The organism is Streptomyces sp. NPDC006326 (genome assembly GCF_040612915.1).
In the GTDB taxonomy this organism is placed as follows: Bacteria; Actinomycetota; Actinomycetes; order Streptomycetales; family Streptomycetaceae; genus Streptomyces.
Window position 1 is genome coordinate 16654 of the sequence record NZ_JBEXRC010000048.1, and the last position, 21222, is coordinate 37875.

Consider the following 21222-nt stretch of genomic DNA (forward strand, 5'->3'; position numbering starts at 1 on the left):
GAGCCCGGCACATTGCACCTGGGTACCCGGTCGGGGTGTACCTTCGTACAGTTCCGCACTTCGGAAACCAAATTCCGCCATGCGGTGGCCCCGAGCGCACAACAGGAGGAAAGATGAGCGAGAGTCGCGTCGCACTGGTCACCGGTTCCTCATCCGGAATCGGCGCCGCCATCGCCCGCCGGCTGGCCTCGGAAGGCATCCGCGTGGTGATCAACTCCGCGCGGAGCGAGGAGGCCGGGAAGGCGCTGGCCGCGGAGCTGGCGCAGGCCGTGTACGTGCAGGGCGACGTCTCCGACGCCGCCGACGCGCGGCGCATCGTCCGGAGCGCGGTCGAGGCGTTCGGACGGCTCGACATCCTCGTGAACAACGCGGGCGTCACCCGCTTCGTCCCGCTCGACGACCTGGACGGCGCGGACGCCGACGCCTGGCGCGAGATCTTCGACGTGAACGTCATCGGCACCTGGCAGATGATCACCGCGGCCACCCCGCACCTGCGCGCGTCGGGCGACGCCTCCATCGTCAACGTCTCGTCCGTCTCGGCGACCCGGGCCCTCGGCAGCTCCGTCCCGTACGCCGTCAGCAAGGCGGCGGTCAACCACATGACGCGGCTGCTCGCCTCCCAGCTCGGCCCGGGCATCCGCGTGAACGCGGTGGCGCCCGGCCTGATCGAGACGCCCTGGTACGCCGGGGCGGAGCAGGTCTGGGAGAGCTCGCGCGACTGGATCACGGCCCACACCCCGCTGCGCCGGGTCGGCACTCCGGAGGACGTCGCCGAGGCGACGCTCCACCTGGTGAACGCCGCCTACACGACCGGCGACGTCCTCACGGTCGACGGCGGCCGCCACATCGTCTGACGGGACCGACCACATCATGGACAACTACGCTCATATCATGAACGCAGAAGCCGCCGACGCCCTCGCCGCCGTCAAAGACGCCGACCGGAAGCACGTCTTCCATTCCTGGTCCGCGCAGGAGCTCATCGACCCGCTCGCCGTGGCCGGGGCCGAAGGCTCCCACTTCTGGGACTACCAGGGCAACCGCTACCTCGACTTCTCCAGCGCCCTCGTCTACACCAACATCGGCTACCAGCACCCCAAGGTGACCGCGGCCATCCAGGAGCAGGCCGCCCGCCTGTGCACCGTCGCGCCCGGCTTCGCCGTCGACGTGCGGTCCGAGGCCGCCCGGCTGATCGCCGAGCGGACGCCCGGCGACCTCGACAAGATCTTCTTCACCAACGCCGGCGCCGAGGCCGTCGAGAACGCCGTACGGATGGCCCGGCTGCACACCGGCCGGCCCAAGGTGCTGTCCGCGTACCGCTCCTACCACGGGGCCACGTCCACCGCGATCAATCTGACGGGCGACGCCCGCCGCTTCGGCAACGACAGCGCGACCGCCGGCGTCGTGCACTTCTGGGGCCCGTTCGCCTACCGCTCGCCGTTCTACGCGACCACCGAGGCCGAGGAGTGCGAGCGCGCCCTGCGCCACCTTGAGGACACGATCGTCTTCGAGGGCCCCCGGTCGATCGCCGCGATCATCCTGGAGACCGTCGGCGGCGCCCCGGGCGTGCTCGTGCACCCCGACGGCTACCTCGCGGGCGTACGCGCGCTCTGCGACCGCTACGGCATCGTCTTCATCCTCGACGAGATCATGGTCGGCTTCGGGCGCACCGGGAAGTGGTTCGCCTCGGAGCACTGGGACGTCACCCCCGACCTGCTGTGCTTCGCCAAGGGCGTGACCAGCGGCTACGTCCCGCTCGGCGGGGTCGCCATCTCGGGCGCCATCGCCGCGACCTTCGCCCGCACGCCCTACCCGGGCGGGCTGACGTACTCCGGGCACGTGCTGGCCTGCGCCGCCGCCGTGGCGACGATCAACGTCATGGAGGAGGAGGGTGTCGTCGAGCGGTCCGCCCGCACCGGCGAGCAGCTGCTGGGGCCCGGCCTGCGGGCACTGGCCGAGCGGCACCCCTCGGTCGGGGAGGTCCGGGGCCTGGGCACCTTCTGGGCGCTGGAGCTCGTACGGGACCGCGCCACGCGCGAGCCCCTCGTGCCGTACAACGCCTCGGGAGCGGACAACGCGCCGATGGCCGAGTTCGGGGCGGCGTGCAAGAAGGGCGGGCTGTGGCCGCTGATCGCCGGCAACCGCATCCACGTCGCCCCGCCCTGCACCATCGCCCCCGAGGACGTGGCCAAGGGATTGGCCATCCTCGACGAGGCCCTGCTGGTGGCGGACGCGCACACGGCCTGACCTGCCCGGACGTGCAGTCCCCCAAGCCGTGGGTGCCTGTCTCGGAGGATCTGCGCCCTGCCGAACAGCACGTGAACGTGCTGAAATCCGACAGAGCACCTACGGACCGGGATGCACGTCAGTCCCGGGGCGGTCCTCCGGGGCCGAACGGCGGGGAGCGGGCAGACCGCTGGACGCCGGGCGTACGGGATCCAGACATCCAGACATCCGGACTCCGTGTACCCGAAGGAAGACCGCGCATGAGCAAGCACGTCTTGGCCCAGAACCAGTACGGCAAGGCCGAGAACCGCATCGTGAAGGTGACCCGCAAGGGCAACGACGGATCCTGGCACGAGATCCGCGACCTCAACGTCTCCGTCGCACTGCGCGGCGAGTTCCGCGACGTCCACCTCACCGGCGACAACGCCAACTGCCTGCCGACCGACACCACCAAGAACACGGTGTACGCCTTCGGCAAGGAGCACGGCATCGCCTCCCCCGAGGCCTTCGGCATCCTCCTCGCCAAGCACTTCGTCTCCTCGCAGTCGCCGATCCGCGAGGCGCAGATCCGCATCGAGGAGTTCGCCTGGGAGCGGATCCCGGTCCCGACGCGCAAGGAGCAGCACTCCTTCGTGCGCAAGGGCCAGGAGGTCCGGACCGCGCAGATCACCTACAGCGAGACGACCGGCCTCCAGGTGATCTCGGGCCTGAAGGACCTGACGGTGATGAACTCGACGAACTCCGAGTTCCACGGCTACATCAAGGACAAGTACACGACGCTGCAGGAGGCGTACGACCGCATCCTGGCGACCAAGGTCACCGCGCGGTGGGCGCACTCGGCGCTGGCCGCCGACGACTCCGCGTACGACTGGGACCAGTCGTACAAGAAGGTCCGCAAGAACATGCTGGAGGCCTTCGCGGAGACGTACTCGTACTCGCTGCAGCAGACCCTGAACCAGATGGCCGAGCGGGTGCTCGACAACTGCCCCCGGGTCAACGAGGTGCGCCTCAACCTGCCCAACAAGCACCACTTCCTCGTCGACCTGGAGCCCTTCGGCCTCAAGAACGACAACGAGGTGTACTTCGCGGCGGACCGGATGTACGGCCTGATCGAGGGCACCGTCCACCGCGACGGGGTGCAGCCGGTGATCGCGACGAGCGACTGGATCGTCGCCTAGGCCCCGCCCTCCGCACCGCCCCGTCCTTCGGCCGGGGCGCCGAGCAGGAGGTTCCAGCGGCCCGCCCGGCCGGTGAGGGTGGTCACCGTGTCCGGGCGTACGTCGAGCCGCCAGAAGGCGGCCGGGGGCAGCTCCAGCGCGTACACCGCCGCCGCCCGTACGACGGCCTGCTCGACCGGGACCCGGTGCGTTCCGCCGGGCAGGCCCGCCAGTTCGGCGCCGACCCGGGCGATCAGCGCGTCGAGGGACTCCCCGCCGGGCGGGGCGTACGCCGGGTCGGTCAGCCAGAGCCGGACGGCGGCCGGGTCCTGCGCGGCGACCTCGTCCAGGGGGCGGCCCGCCCAGGCGCCGGTGTCCGGACCGCGGAAGCCGGAGTAACCGGGGCATTCCGCTCCATGGCCGAATCGCGCCTGCCGCGCCGAGTCGTCGAACGGGTGTACCACGAACTGAACTCGCACAACGGCCCTCTTCATAAGGGGAGCGTAAACGCGGTACGGTCACACGCGACAACACAAAATAAGACGACGGTATGACGGAAGTCCGGTGAGAACCCGGCACGGTCGCGCCACTGTGGACCCGCCCCGACCGAGGGACGGGAAGTCAGACCCGCCACCGTCGTTGTGAGCACCACTGACCGGGACGCGTGTTCCCTCTGGAGGTACTGCCATGGCCCACTCCGCCGTGCCGTCGACGGGCGCATCCGCCGTCACGCCCATCTCGCTCTCCGCGCTGGCCCCCTGGGCGCTGTTCGTCGGCGTCCTCATGCTCGTCCTGCTCTACCTCGTCGGCGCCGAGCAGGGCGCCACCGCGATCTTCCAGGGCGACGGCATCCACGAGTGGATGCACGACGGCCGCCACCTCCTCGGCTTCCCCTGCCACTGACACCGCGGCAAGGACAGCCCTCACATGAACCCCATCTCACCCCGCATCCTGCTGGTGCGGGGCATGCTGGCCGGCCTGTTCGCAGGTGTGGCCGCCTTCCTCGTGGCGTACCTGCTCGGAGAGTCCAAGGTCGACGCGGCCATCGCCATCGAGGAGGCGGCCTCGGCCGGCCACGACCACGGCGAGGAGATGGCCCCGGTCAGCCGGGCCCTCCAGGCCACCGGCGGTCTCGCCACCGGAACCCTGCTCTACGGCGTCGCGCTCGGCGGCATCGCCGCACTCGTCTTCTGCTACGCCCTCGGCCGCATCGGGCGGTTCGGGCCGCGGGCCACCGCCGTCCTGGTCTCGGCAGGCCTGTTCGTCACCGTCAACCTGGTCCCGTTCCTCAAGTACCCCGCCAACCCGCCCGCGGTCGGCGACCCCGACACGGTCGTCAAGCGGACCACCCTCTTCATCCTGATGATCGCCCTGAGCGTGCTGCTCGGCTCCGGCGCGCTCATCCTGGGCCGCCGCCTGGCCCCCTCGCTCGGCAACTGGAACGCCTCCGTCGTCGCCGGTCTCGCCTTCGTGGCGGCCGTCGGCATCGCGTACGCGACCCTGCCCGCCGTCAACGAGGTCCCGGCGGACTTCCCGGCCACCCTCATCTGGCAGTTCCGGCTCAGCACCCTGGCCATCCAGACCGTGCTGTGGACGAGTTTCGGCCTCGCCTTCGGATATCTAGCCGAACGCTCCCTTGCGCCCCTCCCCGCACCCAAGGAGGCTGTCCAGCCCACGAGTTGACGATGAGGGGCCGGTTCGTACATGCAGACGGCGATCTGGGAATGGCGCGGCTGGACCGGCGCGGTCCCGTTCTGGCTGAACTCCGTCCTGCTGGCACTGGCCCCCTTCACCGCCGTGCCGCTACTGGCACAGATCGGTGTCATCACCGCGCTGGCCGCCCTCGGCGGGCTGGCCCGCCACCTCTGGTCCGGTGACTACGGCCACCCGGCCATCCACCTCGCCGCCGCCCTCATGGGGGCGGCGGCGGTGGTGTTCGTGGTCAGCTGAGCATCCGGGTGAGGGGTGGCTCACCCGTTCGGTGGGGGGTTCGAGCCGCCCCGGGATACGGGCCGTGCACCCGGCGCCAGCTGCGAAGACGTCCGGATTTTGGTGCCGCCGGGGCTGTGACGCGCCGTCAGTGTCCGGCGTTGTAGTCGGTACTGGCGGGCAGCGAGGGGGTCCACTGCTCTCAGGAGAGCCGGCCGCCGGTGCCGGTGAATCGGACCAGGAGGGACGTCCATGGCCCGCGCCAAGGTGGTGGTCGGCGTGCTGACGGTGGCTCTGCTCTGCGGCGGTGTGGGGATGTTGCGCGGCACCGAGGGGGCGCGGCCCAGCGCGGCCACCGCCGCCGACGCGCTGCCCTCCCGTGCTCTCGGCCTGTCCGGGCACCGGCGGCTCGTCTCGCAGCTGGAGCATGCCGGGCACCAGGCGTCCGGCAAGGGAACCCGGCCCGCGCGGGCCGCCGCCCTCGCACCGCTGCGGGCGGTGCGGCCGCTGCGGCTGCACATCCCGAGCCTGGGGGTCGACGTACCGCTGACCGACGACGGGGAGGAGGCCGCCTGGGACACCGACAGCCCGGCCCCCGGCTCCGCCGGCATCTCGGTGATCACCGCCGACGACCTGCGCCTGGCCGAGCTGCGGCGCGGCCTGACCGTGGAGATCGCCCGGGCGGACCACCGCATCGCCGTGTTCACCGTCGACCGGGTCTCGCCCGCCGGGGTCACCCGGCGCGGACAGCGGGCCGGGCGGGCCCAACTGCGGTTGATCAGCGGGGAGACGACCGTGCTGGCCCGGCTGACGGGCACACGCCGCACGCGCTGATCCCGGGCACGGGGCGTGACGCAGGCACGGGTCGTGACGCGGGCACGGGGCGTGACGCGGGTGATCCCGAGGGGGTGACTTCGTCCGCCGGTCGGGGGCTTTCACCGGCCCGGCGGGGAGGGGGCGGGCGCGCCGGGGCACACCCCTCGCATGAGCGGGACGCGGCACGCGCGGATGGCACTCGTCAGGGCACTCTCGGTGGCCTGCGTCGTGCTGCTGTGCCTGTGGGGGGCCGGCCCGGCCACCGCGGCGGCTGCGGCGGAGCGCCCCGCCTCGACCGCGCCGGGCGAACCGGGCTTCCCCGCCGAGGGCGAGTCGGATCCGGCCGCGGAACCCGAGGCACGGCCAGTGGTCCGGCCGGCCGTGCGCGGGGCCCCGGGCGTACGGCAGCTGCCGCAGCCCGTGTTTCACGTGAAACACGCCGATCAGCCGGGCACCGGCGCCTCCTGCGGGCCGGCCGGGCCGACGCCGTCCACGGGGACGGTACGGAGTGTGGTCCTGCGCTGCTGAGCGGACCGAGCAGCAGCGCACCCCCACAGCACTCCTCCGAACACCGTGAGGTTCCGGCATGCCCATCGACCCCTACGCCGCTCTGAACGCCATGCTCCGCGCCGAAGCCGTCCGCTCCACCCCGCCGACGGCCCGTCAGCCCGATCCGGAGGAGGCGGCCCCGGCCGCCGACACCGCTGCCGCGGTCCGGGGAGAGGACCGCTCGGGCGAGTGAACGGACCGAGCCGGGACCCTGCACGCCGCCCGAGGCGGGGCACGGTCCCGGCTCGGTCACGCCGGGGGGTCGTCGACGGGCTCAGGGCTCCCGGGTGTGGTAGCGGTAGTACGCGACCAGACCCACCCCGACACCGGTGATCAGGCCCACCCAGCAGGAGCGGAGGATCGAGTGGTCGGCCATGCTGTAGAGGTAGCCCACGGCGATGCCGCCGAAGGCTCCGTAGCCCGCGGCATGCACTTCGCGCTTCAGCCGGGGACCGACGCGGGCGAGACCGAACATGACGGCGGCGAAGAGCGCGCCGCACAGGATCCCGTAGAAGACGTTGCCCGCGTCGACCGGGCCCATGTTGCGGTTCATGAAGGCCGCGTAGACGCCGTAGACCAGTCCGAGGAGCAGCGCGCGCGTCAGCTGGCCCTTCATCTGGTCCCTGCTCGCGTCGTGCGCGCCGGTCGCATGCCAGTGCCGCCTCTGGGCGGTGGGTGCCGCATGTGCCATGACAGGGCTCCTCTCTTCCATCCTCCAGAGCACACCCGCCGCCCCGGCCCGGCAAGTGGATCAGCGGGCCCGCCCGCCGCCTCCCGGCCCGCACTCCTTGCGCCACCCGCCCGCAGCAGTACCGCTCGCGGGGCGGCCCGGCCCGGCATTCCCTGGTGACGTGCGCACCTTCCTCTCGGCGGTCCTCATCGTCCTCGTGGCCCTGCTCGTGCCGGCGAGCGCGGTCGCGTACTGGGCGGACCACGAGCTGGGCAACGCCGACCGCTACACCGCGGCGATGTCCCCGCTCGCGGGGGACCCCGCCGTACAGAACGTCGTCGTCACCCAGGCCGGCCGGGCCCTGGCCGGGCAGATCGACGCGGGCCCCTTCCAGGGCGGGATCGACGCCCTGCTCGGCGAGGCCCTGCGCTCCTTCGCGGGCACCCCGGCCTACCGCACCGCGTGGGACGCGGCGAACCGGGCCGCGCACGCCGCCTTCCTCGACGCGCTCACCACCGGCCACGGCGACGCCGTCACCGTCGACCTCGCACCCGTCATCGCCCAGGTCAAGCAAGACCTCATCGCCGTCGGGGTGCCGCTCGCCGACCGCATCCCGGTGACGCACGTCTCCGTGAAGGTCATGGAGTACGACAACCTCGGCGCCCTCCGGAAAGGCTTCCGCATGCTCCAGATCGCCGGGGTCTGGCTCCCCGTACTGACCGTGGTGCTGGCCGCGGCGGCGGTGGCCCTCGCGGTACACCGCCGCCGCGCCGTGCTGGCCACCGGCCTGGGCGTCGCCGCCGGGGCGGTGCTGCTGTGGATCGCGGTGGGCCTGTGCCGCCGCCTCACCCTGGACGACCTGCCGGCCGACATCGACCGGCCGGCCGCGGCGGCGGTCTACGACGCGCTCACCGCGTTCCTGCGGACCACCGCCTGGGTGGTGCTCGCCATCGGGCTCGCCGCCGCGCTGGCCGCCTGGGTGATGGGCCGGGTGCGCCGCACCCCATAAGCTCGGAAGGTACCGACATGTACGGAACCACGCAGAAGACGCAGTCGACGCAGTAGGCACAGCAGCAGAACCGATTCACGAGCGGCCGCACGGAAACGGGTATGAGCACCGAACGCACCGAAGACATACCGTCCGGGCGGACCCGGCACCGTCCGCTGGCTCCACCCGCCTGGCTGCTCAAGGGCCTGCGGCCCACCGCCGCCCCCGTCCCCTGGGCCGCGGTCGTCCGCGCGGGCATCGCCATGGCCGTTCCGCTCGCCGTCGGCTTCGCCCTGGACGAACCCGAGTTCGGGGCGCTCGCCTCGATGGGCGCCCTGTCCGGGGTCATCGGCGACACCGCGGACGCCTACCGGATGCGCATCCTGAACATCGCCGTGCCGCAGTTCTTCGGCGCGGCCGGAGTCACCCTGGGGACCCTGGTCTTCGGGCACGGCTGGCTCGCCGTCGGCGCGCTCACCCTGATCGCCCTGGTCTCCGGGATGATCTCCTCGATCGGTACGGTCGCCTCCGTCTCCGGCCTGCTCCTCCTGCTCAACGCCGTCGTCGGCGCCGGCCTGCCGCTGCCCAGCCCCTGGTGGACGGCGCCGGTCCTGCTCGCGACGGGCGGGCTGTTCGTCCTCGCCCTGACCCTGCTGGGCTGGCCGCTGCGCGGGCGCCGACCGGAGCGTGCCGCGGTCGCCGCCACCTACCACGCCCTCGCGGATGCGTTGGAGGCCGCGGGCGGACCCGCGTACACGGACCGGCGCCAGCAGGTCACGCAGGCCCTGAACCAGGCCTACGACCTGGTGCTGGGGCGGCGCGCCAGGGTGCACGGCCGCAATCCCTCGCTGGTGCGGATGCTGGCCCAGCTGAACGCGGTGATCGGCCTGGTCGAGGCCGCTCCCGCCGTGCACCTGCGGGGCCGTCCGCTGCCGCCCGCGCTCCCGGCGGCCGTACGGGAGCTGGCACGCGCCGTCGAGGAGGACCGCACGGGGGCGCCCGTACCGGCCCTGCCCGAGCCGCACACCCCCGCCGAACGGGCCCTCGACTCGGCGCTGCGCCATGCGGCGGCGACCGTGTACTCGGACGAGCCCGACCGGTACAACGTGGACGACCGGCTGGGACGCCCCGCCGCACTGACCGTCCGGGCCCGGCGGGCCGTCCGCGACATGATGCTGTCCGGGTCGTCCTGGCGGTACGGACTGCGGCTCGCCCTGTGCATCGGGCTCGCCCAGTCCCTGGTCTCCCTCGTACCGGTCGAGCGGTCGTACTGGGTGGCGCTGACCGTCACCTTCGTCCTCAAACCCGACTTCGGCTCGGTGTTCTCCCGGGCCGTGCTGCGCGCGCTGGGCACCGCGGCGGGGCTGGTCGTCGCCGCGGCCGTGCTCGCCGAGGTGCCGCGCGGCTGGTGGGACGTGCCGGTGATGGCGGTACTGGCCGCCTTGATCCCGGCCTTCTCCGCCAAGGGGTACGCCTTCCAGACCGCCGCGATCACCCCCGTGATCCTGCTGCTGTCGGACCTCCTCAACCACCAGGGCTTCGACCTGATCCGGCCCCGGCTGCTGGACAGCCTGATCGGCTGCGCCATCACCCTGGTCGCGGGCTATCTGCTGTGGCCCGAGAGCTGGCACGCCCGGATCGGTGACCGGCTCGCCGACGCCGTGGACGACGCCGCCCGGTACGTGGAGCGCGCCTTCGGCGGCCACGAGCCGACGGAAGCGGCCCTGCGGGCGGCGCGGACCGCCCGGCTCCAGGCGAGGCGGCGCATCTACCGGGACCTGTCGGGCGTACGCAGCGAGTTCCAGCGCGCCCTGACCGAGCCGCCGCCGACCGGGGCGCGGGCGGCCGCATGGTGGCCGCTGGTGGTCGCCGTCGAGAGGATCGTGGACGCCACGACCGCCGCCCGGGTCCGGGTCAACCACGGGGCGCCGGCGCCCCGCGCCGACGAGGTCGCCTGCGTCACGGCCGATCTCCGGGCCCTGGCGGAGGGGGTCCGGCACGCGCGCACCCCGACCCAGATGGAGCCGCCGCCCCCGCGGGCCGGGGACGAGGCCTCCGTCCTGGCCCCGGTGCGCCGTGAGCTCGCCGCGGCCCGGGCGATCGCCTCCACCGACCGCTGACGTGGCCGCGACCGGCTGCCCCGCACCCCCGAACGGGCCAGGCTCCCGGGCCGGGACGGGCCGCCCGGGAGAGCATCGGGGCATGCGGACCCTCTTCCCGCGCGGCCGCCGCCGCACCGCGGCCGTCCCGGTCCTCGCCGTCGTCCTCGCGGCCGCAGCCGGGTGCGCCGACGTGGAAGGGGTGAAGAGCGAAGGGGACCTGGGCACGGTGCACGCCCCCCGGACACTGTGGAAGGACATCCATCCGAAGCCGCCGGGGCCCGGCGAGAGACCCGGCGCGGCCGCCGTCGTCCCCGGGCTGCCCAAGGTCGCCGGCCTGAGCATGCGCGGGGTGAACGCGCTGGAGGTCGTACGCGCCGACGTCACCTCCGCCACCGCCCAGGACGGCGGGAGCGGGCGGCTGGTCGACCCGCGGGCCGTGCAGCGGCTCGCGCTCTGTACACAGGCTGTGGACGGCGGTCCCGACTGCCCGGTGCGGCCCGCGGTGCTGGCCGATGTGACGGGCAACGGGCGGGAGGAGCTGATCACCGCCCTCGACATCGACGGCCGGTCCAGCGAACTGCGCGTCTACACCGTCCAGGACGACGGCTCCATCGCCCGCATCCTGTCCCGGCACGGGATCCTGGAGGGGGTGGAGGTGGCCGGCAAGCACCTGGCGCTGCGCGAGCCGACGTCCAACCCGAAGAAGGTCTCCGTCTCCGACTACGTGTGGGACCCGGAAGCCGGGGTCATGAACCTGTCCCAGCTCACCCTCGACGAGTGCGCGGGCGCGCAGGACAGCGGCATCCCGTGCCCCGCGAGCAGCTGAGGGGCGGCCGCGATGCGGATCACGAGCAGTCTGCGCTGGAAGATCGCCCTGACCGTCACGGCGGTGTGCTGCGCGGTCGCGGCGGCGCTCGGGATCCTGGTGCACAACGTGGTCGCCCGGCAGATCGTCGGGGAGGTGCGCAAGGACGTGGGCCGGGAGCTGGACCACGCCTTCGGCCACTACCAGTACGGCACCGCGCACGGCGACGTGAACCTGCTCCTCGACCCGCCCGAGCTGCCGCAGCCGCTGCGGCGGCTCGTCACCCGCGGGATGACCGGCAGCATGGTCGGCGAGCACGACGGCAAGCCGGTGATGTGGGCGGCCGGCCCCGCCGACGACAAGCCCCTCGCCGTCTGGATCCCGTACGAGAGCACCCGTGCCAGGCTGCGCGACATCGACACCGCCATCCTCGCCTCCTCGGCGCTCGCGGCCGGGGTGGTGGCGCTGGCGGGCGTGTTCCTCGCCAACCGGATCAGCCGGCGGCTGGCGATGACGGCCGCCGTGGCCCGCCGGATCAGCTCGGGCGACCTGGACGCCCGCGTCGGCTACCCGGTCGATGACGACGGGCCCCCGTACGCGGGCGGCGCCGGGGACGGCCGCGGTGCCGGGGATGGCGGCGACGCAGGCGGTGGCGGTACGGACGGCGGCTCCGGCGCCGCGGAGGCGCGGCGCCGGCCCCGCTACCGCGACGAGGTACGGGACGTGGCGCAGGCCCTCGACTCGATGGCGGCCTCCCTGCAGAAGCGGCTGGAGGCGGAGAAGCGCTTCACCGCGGACGTGGCGCACGAGCTGCGCACCCCGCTCACCGGCTCCCTGGCCGCCGCTGCCCTGCTGCCGGAGGGCCGCCCCAAGGAGATGATCAACGACCGGCTCAAGGCGCTGCACCTGCTGACCGAGGACCTCTTGGAGATCTCCCGGCTGGACTCCGGCGTCGAACGCGCGGACCTGGCCCGGGTGGAACTCGGGCGGGCGGTGCAGCGGGCCGTCTCAGCGACTCGGCTGCCCGCTTCCGTACGGGTGATCCGCGACGCGGTGGTCTTCACCGACCGGCGGCGCCTGGACCGGATCCTGACCAATCTGCTGGTCAACTCCGACAAGCACGGGCGGCCGCCGATCGAGGTGAGCGTCGAGGGCCCCCTGATCACCGTCCGGGACCACGGGCCCGGCTACCCGCCCGAGCTGATCGAACAGGGACCGCAGCGCTTCCGCACCGGAGATCCCGGCCGGGGACGGGGCCACGGGCTGGGCCTGACCATCGTGGCCGGCCAGGCGGCGGTACTGGACATCGCCCTGGCCTTCGGCAACCCGCCCGAGGGCGGCGCGGAAACCACCCTCCGGCTCCCGGTCGGGCGGGTGACGAGCGACGGTTGACGAGGGTGGTTGAGCCCGTGAGGGGATGTTTCACGTGAAACATCCCCTCAACGGCCCGGTCAGATACCGATGTTCTTGCCGTCCTTGCGCCAGACGGCCACGACCGCCGGGCGGACGATCTTGCCCGGACCGTCGGGCCACACCGACTCCGGCTTCTCGACGGACGCGCCGTCGATCTCGCCCGGGTGCTGGACGGCGACCAGGACGCGCTTGTCCTGCACCAGCGGACCACAGGTCTCGGCGCCGCGCGGAACCGTCAGGAACTGCTTGAGCTCACCGCGGCGCTCGCCGGCGGTCGCGACACCGAACAGGCCGTCGTGGGAGCCGAGCTGGTTGCCGTCCGTGGAGATCCACAGGTTGCCGTGCGGGTCGAAGGTCACGTTGTCCGGGCAGGAGATCGGGCTGACCTGCTCCTTCGGGAAGCCCGCGAAGAAGGTGGCCGGGTCCTTCGGGTCGCCGGCGACCAGGAACAGCCGCCAGGCGAAGCCGTCTCCCGCCGGGTCGTCGAAGTTCTCGGCGAGCTCCAGGATCTGGCCGTGCTTGTTCAGGTTGCGCGGGTTGGCCTCGTCCGCGCCCGCCTTGCCGGCCTTGCCGCGGTCGGTGTTGTTCGTGAGCACGACGTAGACGCGACCCGTGCGCGGCGAGGGCTCGATGTCCTCGGGGCGGTCCATCTTCGTGGCGCCCACCTTGTCGGCGGCCTGGCGCGTGAAGACGTACACCTCCTCGGCGGTCATGCCCTCGACGTGGGAGACGTTGCCGGAGGGGGAGGCGGTGGCGAGCTTGATCCACACGCCGGAGCCGTCGAACTGACCGTCGGCGGGGAGCTTGCCGGAACCGTCGATCTCGGCGGCAGGGGAGTCGCCGGTCAGCTTGGCGACGTAGAGGGTGCCCTCGTCGAGCAGCGTGAGGTTGTGCTCCTTCGCCGCGCGCGAGTCGCCCTTCTTCATCTGCTTCGACGAGACGAACTTGTAGAAGTAGTCAAAACGCTCGTCGTCGCCCATGTAGACGACGGGACGGCCGTCCTCGGTGAGGCGGGGCTGCGCGCCCTCGTGCTTGAAGCGGCCGAGCGCGGTGCGCTTGCGCGGGGTGGAGTTCGGGTCGTACGGGTCGAGCTCGACGACCCAGCCGAAGCGGTGCGGCTCGTTGGGCTCCTGGAGGACGTCGAAGCGCTTGTCGAAGCGCTCCCACTTGCGCTCGGTGGCGCCGGCGGTCACGCCGTAGCGCTTCAGGCGGGCGGCCTGGACCGGGTCGGTGACCTGGCCGGCGTTGGCGAAGTACTGGTTGAAGTTCTCCTCGCCGTGGAGGGTGGTGCCCCACGGGGTGGTGCCGCCGGAGCAGTTGTTGAGCGTGCCGAGCACCTTGGTGCCGGTGGCGTCCGCGGAGGTCTTCACCAGGGCGCTGCCCGCGACGGGGCCGGACAGCCGGAACTCGCTGGTGGCGGTGAGGCGGCGGTTCAGCTGGTGGCGGCCCACCGCGGTCAGCTTGCCGCTGCGGTGGTCCTCCTGGACGACGACCACGCCGAGGCCGTGCGCGGCCCAGGCGATCTCGACCTGCTCGCGGGTCGGGTTCGCCGGGTCGTAACCCTTGAACATCAGGTTCTCGTCGGTGTACTCGTGGTTCGCGACGAGGAGCTGCCGGCGCTCGTAGCCGCTGCCGAGCGGGAGCAGCGAAAGGAAGTCGTTGTTGTAGCCGAACTGGCCGGCCTGGGCGGCGGCCGTCTGCTTGTCGGCGTTGAAGCCGGGGGCGCCCTTGACGATCGGGTCGCCCCAGCGGATGACCACGTTCTGCTCGTAGCCCTCGGGGGTGGTGACCCGGTCGTCGGTGTTCGGCGCGACCGGCTTGAAACGCAGGCCGCGGGCGCCCTGGGCGTTCGCGGCGTCGGCGGAACCGGCTCCCTGCGCGTCGACGGCGGGCGCGGCGGTGGCGGAGGAGCCGTCACCGCCGAGGGCGAGCGCGGTGCCGGCGGCGGAGGCGACGGTGACGACGGCGGCCGAGCGCAGCATCGAGCGGCGGGAGTAGGCGCGGGCTATGACATCGCCGACGTACTCGTTGTCGCTGGTGTTCGGCACCTCGTGGAAGCAGGCGTCGCCGCAGCGGTAACGACAGGTGAGGGCGGAACGGCCGCCCCCATGCGGGTTGCCGATGAGCGGCAGGAGCTTGCGCACGAGTGTCCTCCGTAGATGCACGGGCGCCGACACCGAAAGCGTGTCGGTCGAATCCAGCCGTGACGGTAGGCCCGGGTTGCGCCGGAGCGGCGGCGCGGGGATGAACGTCGGGTGAACCGGTCGCGTCGGTGAGGGAGTTGGGCAGACGGGGAGATGTGCTGTACGGGGCAGGCGCCACGAAGGGCGCCCCTGCCGAAGATCCAGCCGAGGGGCCGATAACCTTACGTGTCCACTCTGGGCAGGGATCAACCGCGCAGCACGGACAAATGACGCACGCACTCATGCGAAAGGCCTGGCCCATGGGTATTCGGAGCTTGTTGCGCAAGGTGTTCGGACGGTCTGCCGAGCCGGTTCCGGAGACGTCGGACGGCACTTCGGCTGCCGCCGTCCCGAACCAGGCGGAACGCACCCCCCTGGATGCGGCGGCCGAACTGGTCGCGGCGTCCTTCGACAACCCGACGGTGCCGCCGCAGTCCGCTCCGCGGGACCGGGAACCGGGCACCGTCATGACCGCCCCGGCGACGCCGGTCACGGACCCGACGGTCCCGGAGGCCCGCCGCCCCCAGACCCCGGGCTCCGGTTCCACGCCGCGCCCCGCCCCGGCTCCCGCCGAGCCGGAACCGGCCACCGCCGAGGCCGCCGCGGAGCCGGAGGCCAAGGCCGTCGAGACCCCCGCGGCGGAAGCCACCGAGGCACCGGCGCCGGAACCCGCCGCCGAGCCGGAGGCCGTCGAGGCCGTCACCACCGAGGTGGAGGAGCCCGCCGCCGAGGCGGAGCCCGCTGCCGAGGAAGCCGCCGAGCCCGAGGCCGTCGCCGCCGAGGCCGAAGCGCCCGAGGCCGCCGAGCCGGAGGCCGAAGCGCCCAAGGCCGAGGTTGCCGCGGAGCCGGAGGCCACCGCCGAGGCCGAGCCCGCCGCCGAGCCGGAGGTCGCCGTAGAGGCCGAGCCCGAGGCCGCCGAGCCCGAGGCCGTCGCCGCCGAGGCCGAAGCGCCCGAGGCCGCCGAGCCGGAGGCCGAAGCGCCCAAGGCCGAGGTTGCCGCGGAGCCGGAGGCCACCGCCGAGGCCGAGCCCGCAGCCGAGCCGGAGGTCGCCGTAGAGGCCGAGCCCGAGGCCGCCGAGCCCGAGGCCGAGGTTGCCGCGGAGCCGGAGGTCGCCGCCGAGGCCGAGGAGCCCGAGGCCGAGGCGGAGCCCGAGCCCGTCACCGCCGCCGTCGAGGAGCCCGCCGCCGAGGCCGCGCCCGCCGCCGCGCCCGAGGCCCTCGCCGTCGAGCCGGTCGAGGGACCCGCGCACGCCTTGGCCGTGGTGCGGCGACGGGCGCCCGGTGTCGTGGGCGCGTACAAGGCTGCCGGGCAGGTCCTGCGCGGCAAGGGGAAGGCCGGGGCCCGGGCCAAGGTCTACCTGGTGCTGGACCGGTCCGGCTCCATGCGCCCGTTCTACAAGGACGGCAGCGCGCAGCACCTGGCCGATCACGCCCTGGCCCTCGCCGCCCACCTGGACGACGCGGCCACCGTCCACACCGTGTTCTTCTCCACGGACGTGGACGGCACGGCCGACCTGAGCCTCGACGGCCACGACGCCGCCTGGGTCGAGGCCCGTCACGCGGAACTCGGCCACATGGGCCGCACCAGCTACCACCGTGCCGTGGAGCAGGTGCTGGAGCGGTACCAGAAGGACGGCAACGAGGGCCCCGCGCTGGTCGTCTTCCAGACCGACGGCGCCCCCGACAACCGGCAGCCCGCCAAGCAGGCCCTGGCCGACGCCGCCGCCTCCGCGCCCGAGGTGCACTGGCAGTTCGTCGCCTTCGGCGACCACGACGCCAAGGCCTTCGACTTCCTGCGCAAGCTGGACGCCGAGAACGCCGGCTTCTTCCACGCCGGCCCCGCCCCCGCCGAGCTGACCTCCGCGGCCCTGCTCAAGGGCATCCTCGACCGCTTCTAGCCGGCGGCCCGCCGCCCCGTCACCGACCCGGTCGACGACACGGCGGCACTACGCGGGAAGGGCCCGGGATCCTCGATCCCGGGCCCTTCCCCGTGCCTCAAGCCTCGTACGCTCAGCGCGCCGCGTCCGGGTGGACGGCCTCGGCGACCGGCTTCGCGTCCGGCGTCTTCGTCTCCACCGGCTTGCGCAGGGCGATGTTCAGCTCGCGCAGGCGGGACTCCTCCAGGACGGTGGGCGCGCCCATCATCAGGTCCTGCGCGTTGCCGTTCAGCGGGAAGGCGATGGTCTCGCGGATGTTCGGCTCATCGGCCAGCAGCATCACGATGCGGTCCACGCCCGGGGCGATGCCACCGTGCGGCGGGGCACCCAGGCGGAAGGCGCGCAGCATGCCCGCGAACTCGCGCTCGACGGTCTCGGCCTCGTAGCCCGCGATCTCGAAGGCCTTCAGCATGACCTCGGGCTCGTGGTTGCGGATGGCGCCGGAGGACAGCTCGATGCCGTTGCAGACGATGTCGTACTGCCAGGCCAGGATGTCGAGCGGGTCCTTCTCCTCCAGGTCCTTCATGCCGCCCTGCGGCATGGAGAAGGGGTTGTGCGAGAAGTCGATCCGGCCCGTCTCCTCGTCCTTCTCGTACATCGGGAAGTCGACGATCCAGCAGAAGCGGAAGACATTCTCCTCGAACTGGCCGGCGCGCTTGGCGGCCTCGACCCGGACCGGGCCCATGATCTTGGAGACCTCGTCGAACTCGCCCGCGCCGAAGAACACGGCGTGGCCGGGGGCCAGGCCGAGGCGCTCGGTGAGGACCTTGACGTTCTCCTCGGTGAGGAACTTCGCGATCGGGCCGGACAGCGTGCCGTCCTCGCCGACGCGGACCCAGGCCAGGCCCTTGGCGCCGAGGGAGACGGCGAAGTCGCCGAGCCCGTCGAAGAACTTGCGCGGCTGGGCGGCGGTGTCCGGCACCGGCAGGGCGCGGACGTGCTTGCCGGCGAAGGCCTTGAACTCGGAGTTCTCGAAGACGTCGGTGATGTCGACGAGCTCCAGCTTCGCCCGCAGGTCGGGCTTGTCGTTGCCGTACTTCAGCATCGACTCGCGGAACGGGATCCGCGGGAACGGCGAGGTGACCTCGCGGCCGTTGCCGAACTCGGTGAAGAGCTCGGTCATCAGGCGCTCGATCGGCTGGAAGACGTCCTCCTGCTCGACGAAGGACATCTCCACGTCGAGCTGGTAGAACTCGCCCGGCGAGCGGTCGGCGCGGGCGTCCTCGTCGCGGAAGCACGGGGCGATCTGGAAGTACCGGTCGAAGCCCGAGATCATCAGCAGCTGCTTGAACTGCTGCGGGGCCTGCGGCAGGGCGTAGAACTTGCCCGGGTTCAGGCGGGACGGCACCACGAAGTCACGGGCGCCCTCGGGAGAGGTCGCGGTGAGGATCGGGGTCGCCATCTCGTTGAAGCCGAGGGCCACCATCTTGGAGCGGATGGAGGCGATGACGGCCGACCGCAGCATGATGTTGCGGTGCATGCGCTCGCGGCGCAGGTCGAGGAAGCGGTACTCCAGGCGCCGCTCCTCGTTGACGCCGTCGTCCGTGTTGATCGTGAACGGCAGCGGGGCGGCCGAGCCGAGCACCTCGACCTCGGAGACCTCGATCTCGATCTCGCCGGTGGGCAGCTCGGGGTTGATGTTCTCGGCGCCGCGGGAGACGACCTTGCCGTCGACGCGGACGACGGTCTCCTTGGTCAGGTGGCTCAGGGCCTCGTTCGCGGCGGTACCGGGGCGGGCGACGAGCTGCGTGATGCCGTAGTGGTCGCGCAGATCGATGAAGAGGATGCCGCCCAGGTCTCGACGGTTGTGCAGCCAGCCGCTCAGCCGGACGTCGGCGTTGACGTCAGAGGCGCGGAGCTCGCCGCAGGTGTGGGACCTGTACCGATGCATCAGTCATCCAGTTCTTCGCGATACCAGGGTGGATTCAACCCTCACAAGGTTACCGTCCGGGCCGGGGACCGCGCTGGCTCGCCCGGCGGCCCCCGCGAACAGGCACACCGGGGGGATGACCTGTAAAGATGACCGGGTGCGCACCGAGGACGTCCTCGCCGCCGTCGCGACGGGGCTGTGGCGCTGGGACAACGCCTCCGGGACGGTCAGCCTCGACAGCGAGGCCGCCCGGCTCCTCGGGCTGCCCGCCGAGCCGGCCGTCCTGCCGGAGGTCGCCGTGCGGTCCCGGTTCCACCCGGTGGACTGGAACGAGATCAACGGGATCGTCACCCTCGCGGTCGCCGAGGGCACCCTCGCCGAGGCCCGGCTGCGGATCATGGACGAGGACGGACGGGTCCTGAGGACCGTACGCAGCCGCTCCAAACCCGTGGAGAACCGTTCCGCCACCGGCCGTGTCGACTACCAGCTGATCGGCACCATCCAGGAGATCGCCGAGCCCCAGCCCGGCGCCACGGCTGCACACACCACCGTCACGGGCGACTGGCGGCGCTCCCGCGAGGCCTTCCTGCTGGACGCGGGCCGGGCCCTCGCCGAGGCCCGGTCCACCACCGAGGTGCTGCGCGTGGCGGCCTCGCTGTCCATGCCCGGCTTCAGCCCCGACGGGCTGGCCGTCTTCGGCGTGGACGGCGAACGGCTGTCGGTCATCGGCCACCACGGGCACGGCCCCGGGGACGAGGGCCCCTTCACCGACATGCGGCTGGACACGGACTACCCCGCGGCAGAGGTCGTACGGACCGGCCGGGCGATCTACCTCCCCTCCCCCGAGGACTACAAACGCCGGTTTCCAGCCACCTGGCCCCTCGCTCAGCGCTTCGGCCGGATCTCCTGGGCCTTCCTCCCGTTGATCGTGGCCGGGCGCACCATGGGCGCCTGGATGGCCGCGTTCAAGCACCCGGTGTCCTTCTCGCCGGACGAGCGGTCCGTGCTGACGACCGTGGCCCGGATGCTGGCCCAGGCGCTCCAGCGCGCGGGCGTGGCCGAATCGGAAAGGGAACTCACGACCGGCCTCCAGCGGTCGATGATGCCGACGCTCGGACCGGAGATCCCGGGCATGCGCATCGCCGCCCGGTACGTGCCCACGGGCGGCGGCCTCCAGGTCGGCGGCGACTGGTACGACGTGATCCCGCTGCCGTCGGGCCGGTTCGCGCTGGTCATCGGCGATGTCCAAGGCCACGACGTACGGGCCGCCGGGCTGATGGGCCAGCTGCGGATAGCGGTGCGCGCGTACGCCTCCGAGGGCCACCGGCCCGATGCGGTGCTCTCCCGGGCCTCCCGCTTCCTGGCCGGGCTGTGCTCCGCCCAGGCCGACCCGGACTCCGACTTCCACAGCCCCCGCTTCGCGACCTGCCTGTACGCGGAGTGCGATCCGCAGAGCGGGCTGCTGGAGGTGGCCCGGGCCGGCCACCCCGATCCGGTGGTCCGGATGACGGACGGCACGGTGATGATGCGGCCCACCTCCGGCGGCCTGCCGCTCGGCATCGTCCCGGACACCGACTACCCGACGACGCGGTTCACCCTGGAGCCCGGCGAGACGATGATGCTGTGCACCGACGGGCTCATCGAGACCGGCGGGCACGACCTGGACACGGGCTGGGCCCGGCTGCGGGCGATCCTGGAGTCCGACCTGCACGGGGGCGACGAGGCGCGGGGACCCGGGGCGCGGGGACCCGGGGCGCAGGGGCGCGAGGGGCGGGGGCAGGCTCGGGGACACCTCGAAAAACTGGCCGACCTGCTGGTCCAGGCCGTACACGGCCCCTCCTCCCACCACACCACCGGCCCGCTCGCCGACCGGCGCGAGGACGACATAGCCCTGGTCCTGCTGTGCCGCGAGGGCGGCCGCTGCGGCTGCGGCACCGACGCCGCGCACCCCGCGCGGCCGGGGCGCCGCACGATGCTGACCGTGGCGCAGGCCGAGCCCGAGCGAATCGCGGGTGCCCGGCAGCAGATCAAGGAGCTGCTGCACGACTGGGCGGACCCGGAGCAGGTGGACTCGGCGGTGCTGATGGTCTCCGAGATGGTGACCAACGTCCTCATGCACACGGACGGCGACGCGCTCCTCGTGGCGGAGGCGGTGGGCGAGCTGGGGAGGCGGAGGCTGCGCGTGGAGGTGGCGGACGGCAGCGACGAACTGCCGCACAAGCGGCAGCCCGGGGAAATGGCGTCGAGCGGCCGCGGCGTCCTGCTGATGGAGATGCTGGCCGACTCCTGGGGCGTGGACCCGCGGGGCGAGGGCAAGTCGATCTGGTTCGAGCTGCAGGAGCTCTCCCCACCGGATTCCGGCGCCCCGGACGCACGCCCCGCCGGGGCGGACCTGGCCGCGGCGCTGGGCCTGGACGGCCTGGCGGACTTGGACGGGCTGGACGGGCTGGAGGGCCTGGACGGCCTGGACGGGGTGGACCTCCTGGACGAGGAGCTGGACCTCCTGGACGCGGACCGCGACCGGGACCCGGACCCCGAGCCCGGCCCTGCCTGACCCGGCCGCTCCCGACCCGGCCGCTC

At 72.8% G+C, this 21222-nt stretch carries 19 protein-coding genes; 15 read left to right on the forward strand and 4 right to left on the reverse strand.

Annotated elements, in window-relative coordinates; all coding sequences use genetic code 11:
• Window positions 1-113 precede the first annotated feature (113 nt).
• From ABZ128_RS29155 to pucL, 3 genes are all read left to right on the forward strand, one after another.
• A complete protein-coding gene (locus tag ABZ128_RS29155) occupies window positions 114-854 on the forward strand; it encodes a glucose 1-dehydrogenase (RefSeq protein ID WP_356852088.1) in 741 nt (246 codons plus the stop codon).
• A gap of 37 nt (window positions 855-891) precedes the next feature.
• Window positions 892-2244, forward strand: a complete 1353-nt coding sequence (locus tag ABZ128_RS29160) for an aspartate aminotransferase family protein (RefSeq protein ID WP_356852090.1) — start codon at window positions 892-894, stop codon at window positions 2242-2244.
• Between the two features lie 239 nt (window positions 2245-2483).
• The gene (pucL, locus tag ABZ128_RS29165; protein ID WP_356852092.1) at window positions 2484-3401 is read left to right on the forward strand and encodes a factor-independent urate hydroxylase; all 918 of its coding nucleotides are present in this window, start codon (window positions 2484-2486) and stop codon (window positions 3399-3401) included.
• Here pucL and ABZ128_RS29170 read toward each other — a convergent pair.
• Window positions 3398-3874 carry a histidine phosphatase family protein gene (locus ABZ128_RS29170; protein ID WP_356852094.1) on the reverse strand — a complete coding sequence of 159 codons (477 nt, stop codon included), beginning with the start codon at window positions 3872-3874 and terminating at the stop codon, window positions 3398-3400. The two genes, pucL and ABZ128_RS29170, sit on opposite strands and share 4 nt — an antisense overlap.
• A 193-nt stretch (window positions 3875-4067) precedes the next feature.
• Between ABZ128_RS29170 and ABZ128_RS29175 the strand changes: the two genes are divergently transcribed.
• From ABZ128_RS29175 to ABZ128_RS29200, 6 genes are all read left to right on the forward strand, one after another.
• On the forward strand, window positions 4068-4283 hold the full coding sequence (locus ABZ128_RS29175; protein ID WP_356852095.1) for a CbtB-domain containing protein: 216 nt from the start codon (window positions 4068-4070) through the stop codon (window positions 4281-4283).
• Between the two features lie 24 nt (window positions 4284-4307).
• Entirely contained in the window at window positions 4308-5063 is a 756-nt protein-coding gene (locus ABZ128_RS29180) for a CbtA family protein (protein WP_356852097.1), read from the forward strand.
• 21 nt (window positions 5064-5084) lie between these two features.
• A complete protein-coding gene (locus tag ABZ128_RS29185; protein WP_356852098.1) occupies window positions 5085-5330 on the forward strand; it encodes a hypothetical protein in 246 nt (81 codons plus the stop codon).
• Window positions 5331-5561: 231 nt separating this feature from the next.
• A complete protein-coding gene (locus ABZ128_RS29190) occupies window positions 5562-6143 on the forward strand; it encodes a class F sortase (protein ID WP_356852099.1) in 582 nt (193 codons plus the stop codon).
• 150 nt (window positions 6144-6293) lie between these two features.
• Window positions 6294-6653 carry a hypothetical protein gene (locus tag ABZ128_RS29195; protein WP_356852101.1) on the forward strand — a complete coding sequence of 120 codons (360 nt, stop codon included), beginning with the start codon at window positions 6294-6296 and terminating at the stop codon, window positions 6651-6653.
• Window positions 6654-6711: 58 nt separating this feature from the next.
• The gene (locus ABZ128_RS29200; RefSeq protein ID WP_356852102.1) at window positions 6712-6867 is read left to right on the forward strand and encodes a hypothetical protein; all 156 of its coding nucleotides are present in this window, start codon (window positions 6712-6714) and stop codon (window positions 6865-6867) included.
• 81 nt (window positions 6868-6948) lie between these two features.
• Here the strand turns inward: ABZ128_RS29200 and ABZ128_RS29205 are convergent, their stop codons facing one another.
• Complete coding sequence (locus ABZ128_RS29205; RefSeq protein ID WP_356852103.1) at window positions 6949-7365, reverse strand: hypothetical protein; 417 nt, start codon at window positions 7363-7365, stop codon at window positions 6949-6951.
• A 160-nt stretch (window positions 7366-7525) separates the two neighbouring features.
• On the opposite strand from ABZ128_RS29205, the gene ABZ128_RS29210 reads away from it, so the two are divergent.
• From ABZ128_RS29210 to ABZ128_RS29225, 4 genes are all read left to right on the forward strand, one after another.
• Complete coding sequence (locus ABZ128_RS29210) at window positions 7526-8353, forward strand: hypothetical protein (RefSeq protein WP_356852105.1); 828 nt, start codon at window positions 7526-7528, stop codon at window positions 8351-8353.
• 101 nt (window positions 8354-8454) lie between these two features.
• Window positions 8455-10452 (forward strand): FUSC family protein, encoded by a 1998-nt coding sequence (locus tag ABZ128_RS29215; protein WP_356852106.1) that lies wholly within the window; start codon window positions 8455-8457, stop codon window positions 10450-10452.
• Window positions 10453-10534: 82 nt separating this feature from the next.
• Window positions 10535-11260, forward strand: a complete 726-nt coding sequence (locus ABZ128_RS29220; RefSeq protein WP_356852108.1) for a hypothetical protein — start codon at window positions 10535-10537, stop codon at window positions 11258-11260.
• 12 nt (window positions 11261-11272) lie between these two features.
• A complete protein-coding gene (locus ABZ128_RS29225; protein ID WP_356852109.1) occupies window positions 11273-12631 on the forward strand; it encodes a HAMP domain-containing sensor histidine kinase in 1359 nt (452 codons plus the stop codon).
• A 59-nt stretch (window positions 12632-12690) separates the two neighbouring features.
• Here ABZ128_RS29225 and ABZ128_RS29230 read toward each other — a convergent pair whose 3' ends face one another.
• A complete protein-coding gene (locus ABZ128_RS29230; protein ID WP_356852111.1) occupies window positions 12691-14796 on the reverse strand; it encodes a PhoX family phosphatase in 2106 nt (701 codons plus the stop codon).
• A gap of 299 nt (window positions 14797-15095) precedes the next feature.
• Here ABZ128_RS29230 and ABZ128_RS29235 point away from each other — a divergent pair, with 299 nt between their 5' ends.
• On the forward strand, window positions 15096-16733 hold the full coding sequence (locus ABZ128_RS29235) for a VWA domain-containing protein (protein WP_356852113.1): 1638 nt from the start codon (window positions 15096-15098) through the stop codon (window positions 16731-16733).
• A 112-nt stretch (window positions 16734-16845) separates the two neighbouring features.
• On the opposite strand, the gene aspS is transcribed toward ABZ128_RS29235, so the two are convergent.
• Window positions 16846-18663 (reverse strand): aspartate--tRNA ligase, encoded by a 1818-nt coding sequence (gene aspS / locus ABZ128_RS29240; RefSeq protein ID WP_356852114.1) that lies wholly within the window; start codon window positions 18661-18663, stop codon window positions 16846-16848.
• Window positions 18664-18799: 136 nt separating this feature from the next.
• On the opposite strand from aspS, the gene ABZ128_RS29245 reads away from it, so the two are divergent.
• Window positions 18800-21196: a SpoIIE family protein phosphatase gene (locus ABZ128_RS29245; RefSeq protein ID WP_356852139.1), complete on the forward strand. Its 2397-nt coding sequence runs from the start codon at window positions 18800-18802 to the stop codon at window positions 21194-21196.
• Window positions 21197-21222: the final 26 nt, after the last annotated feature.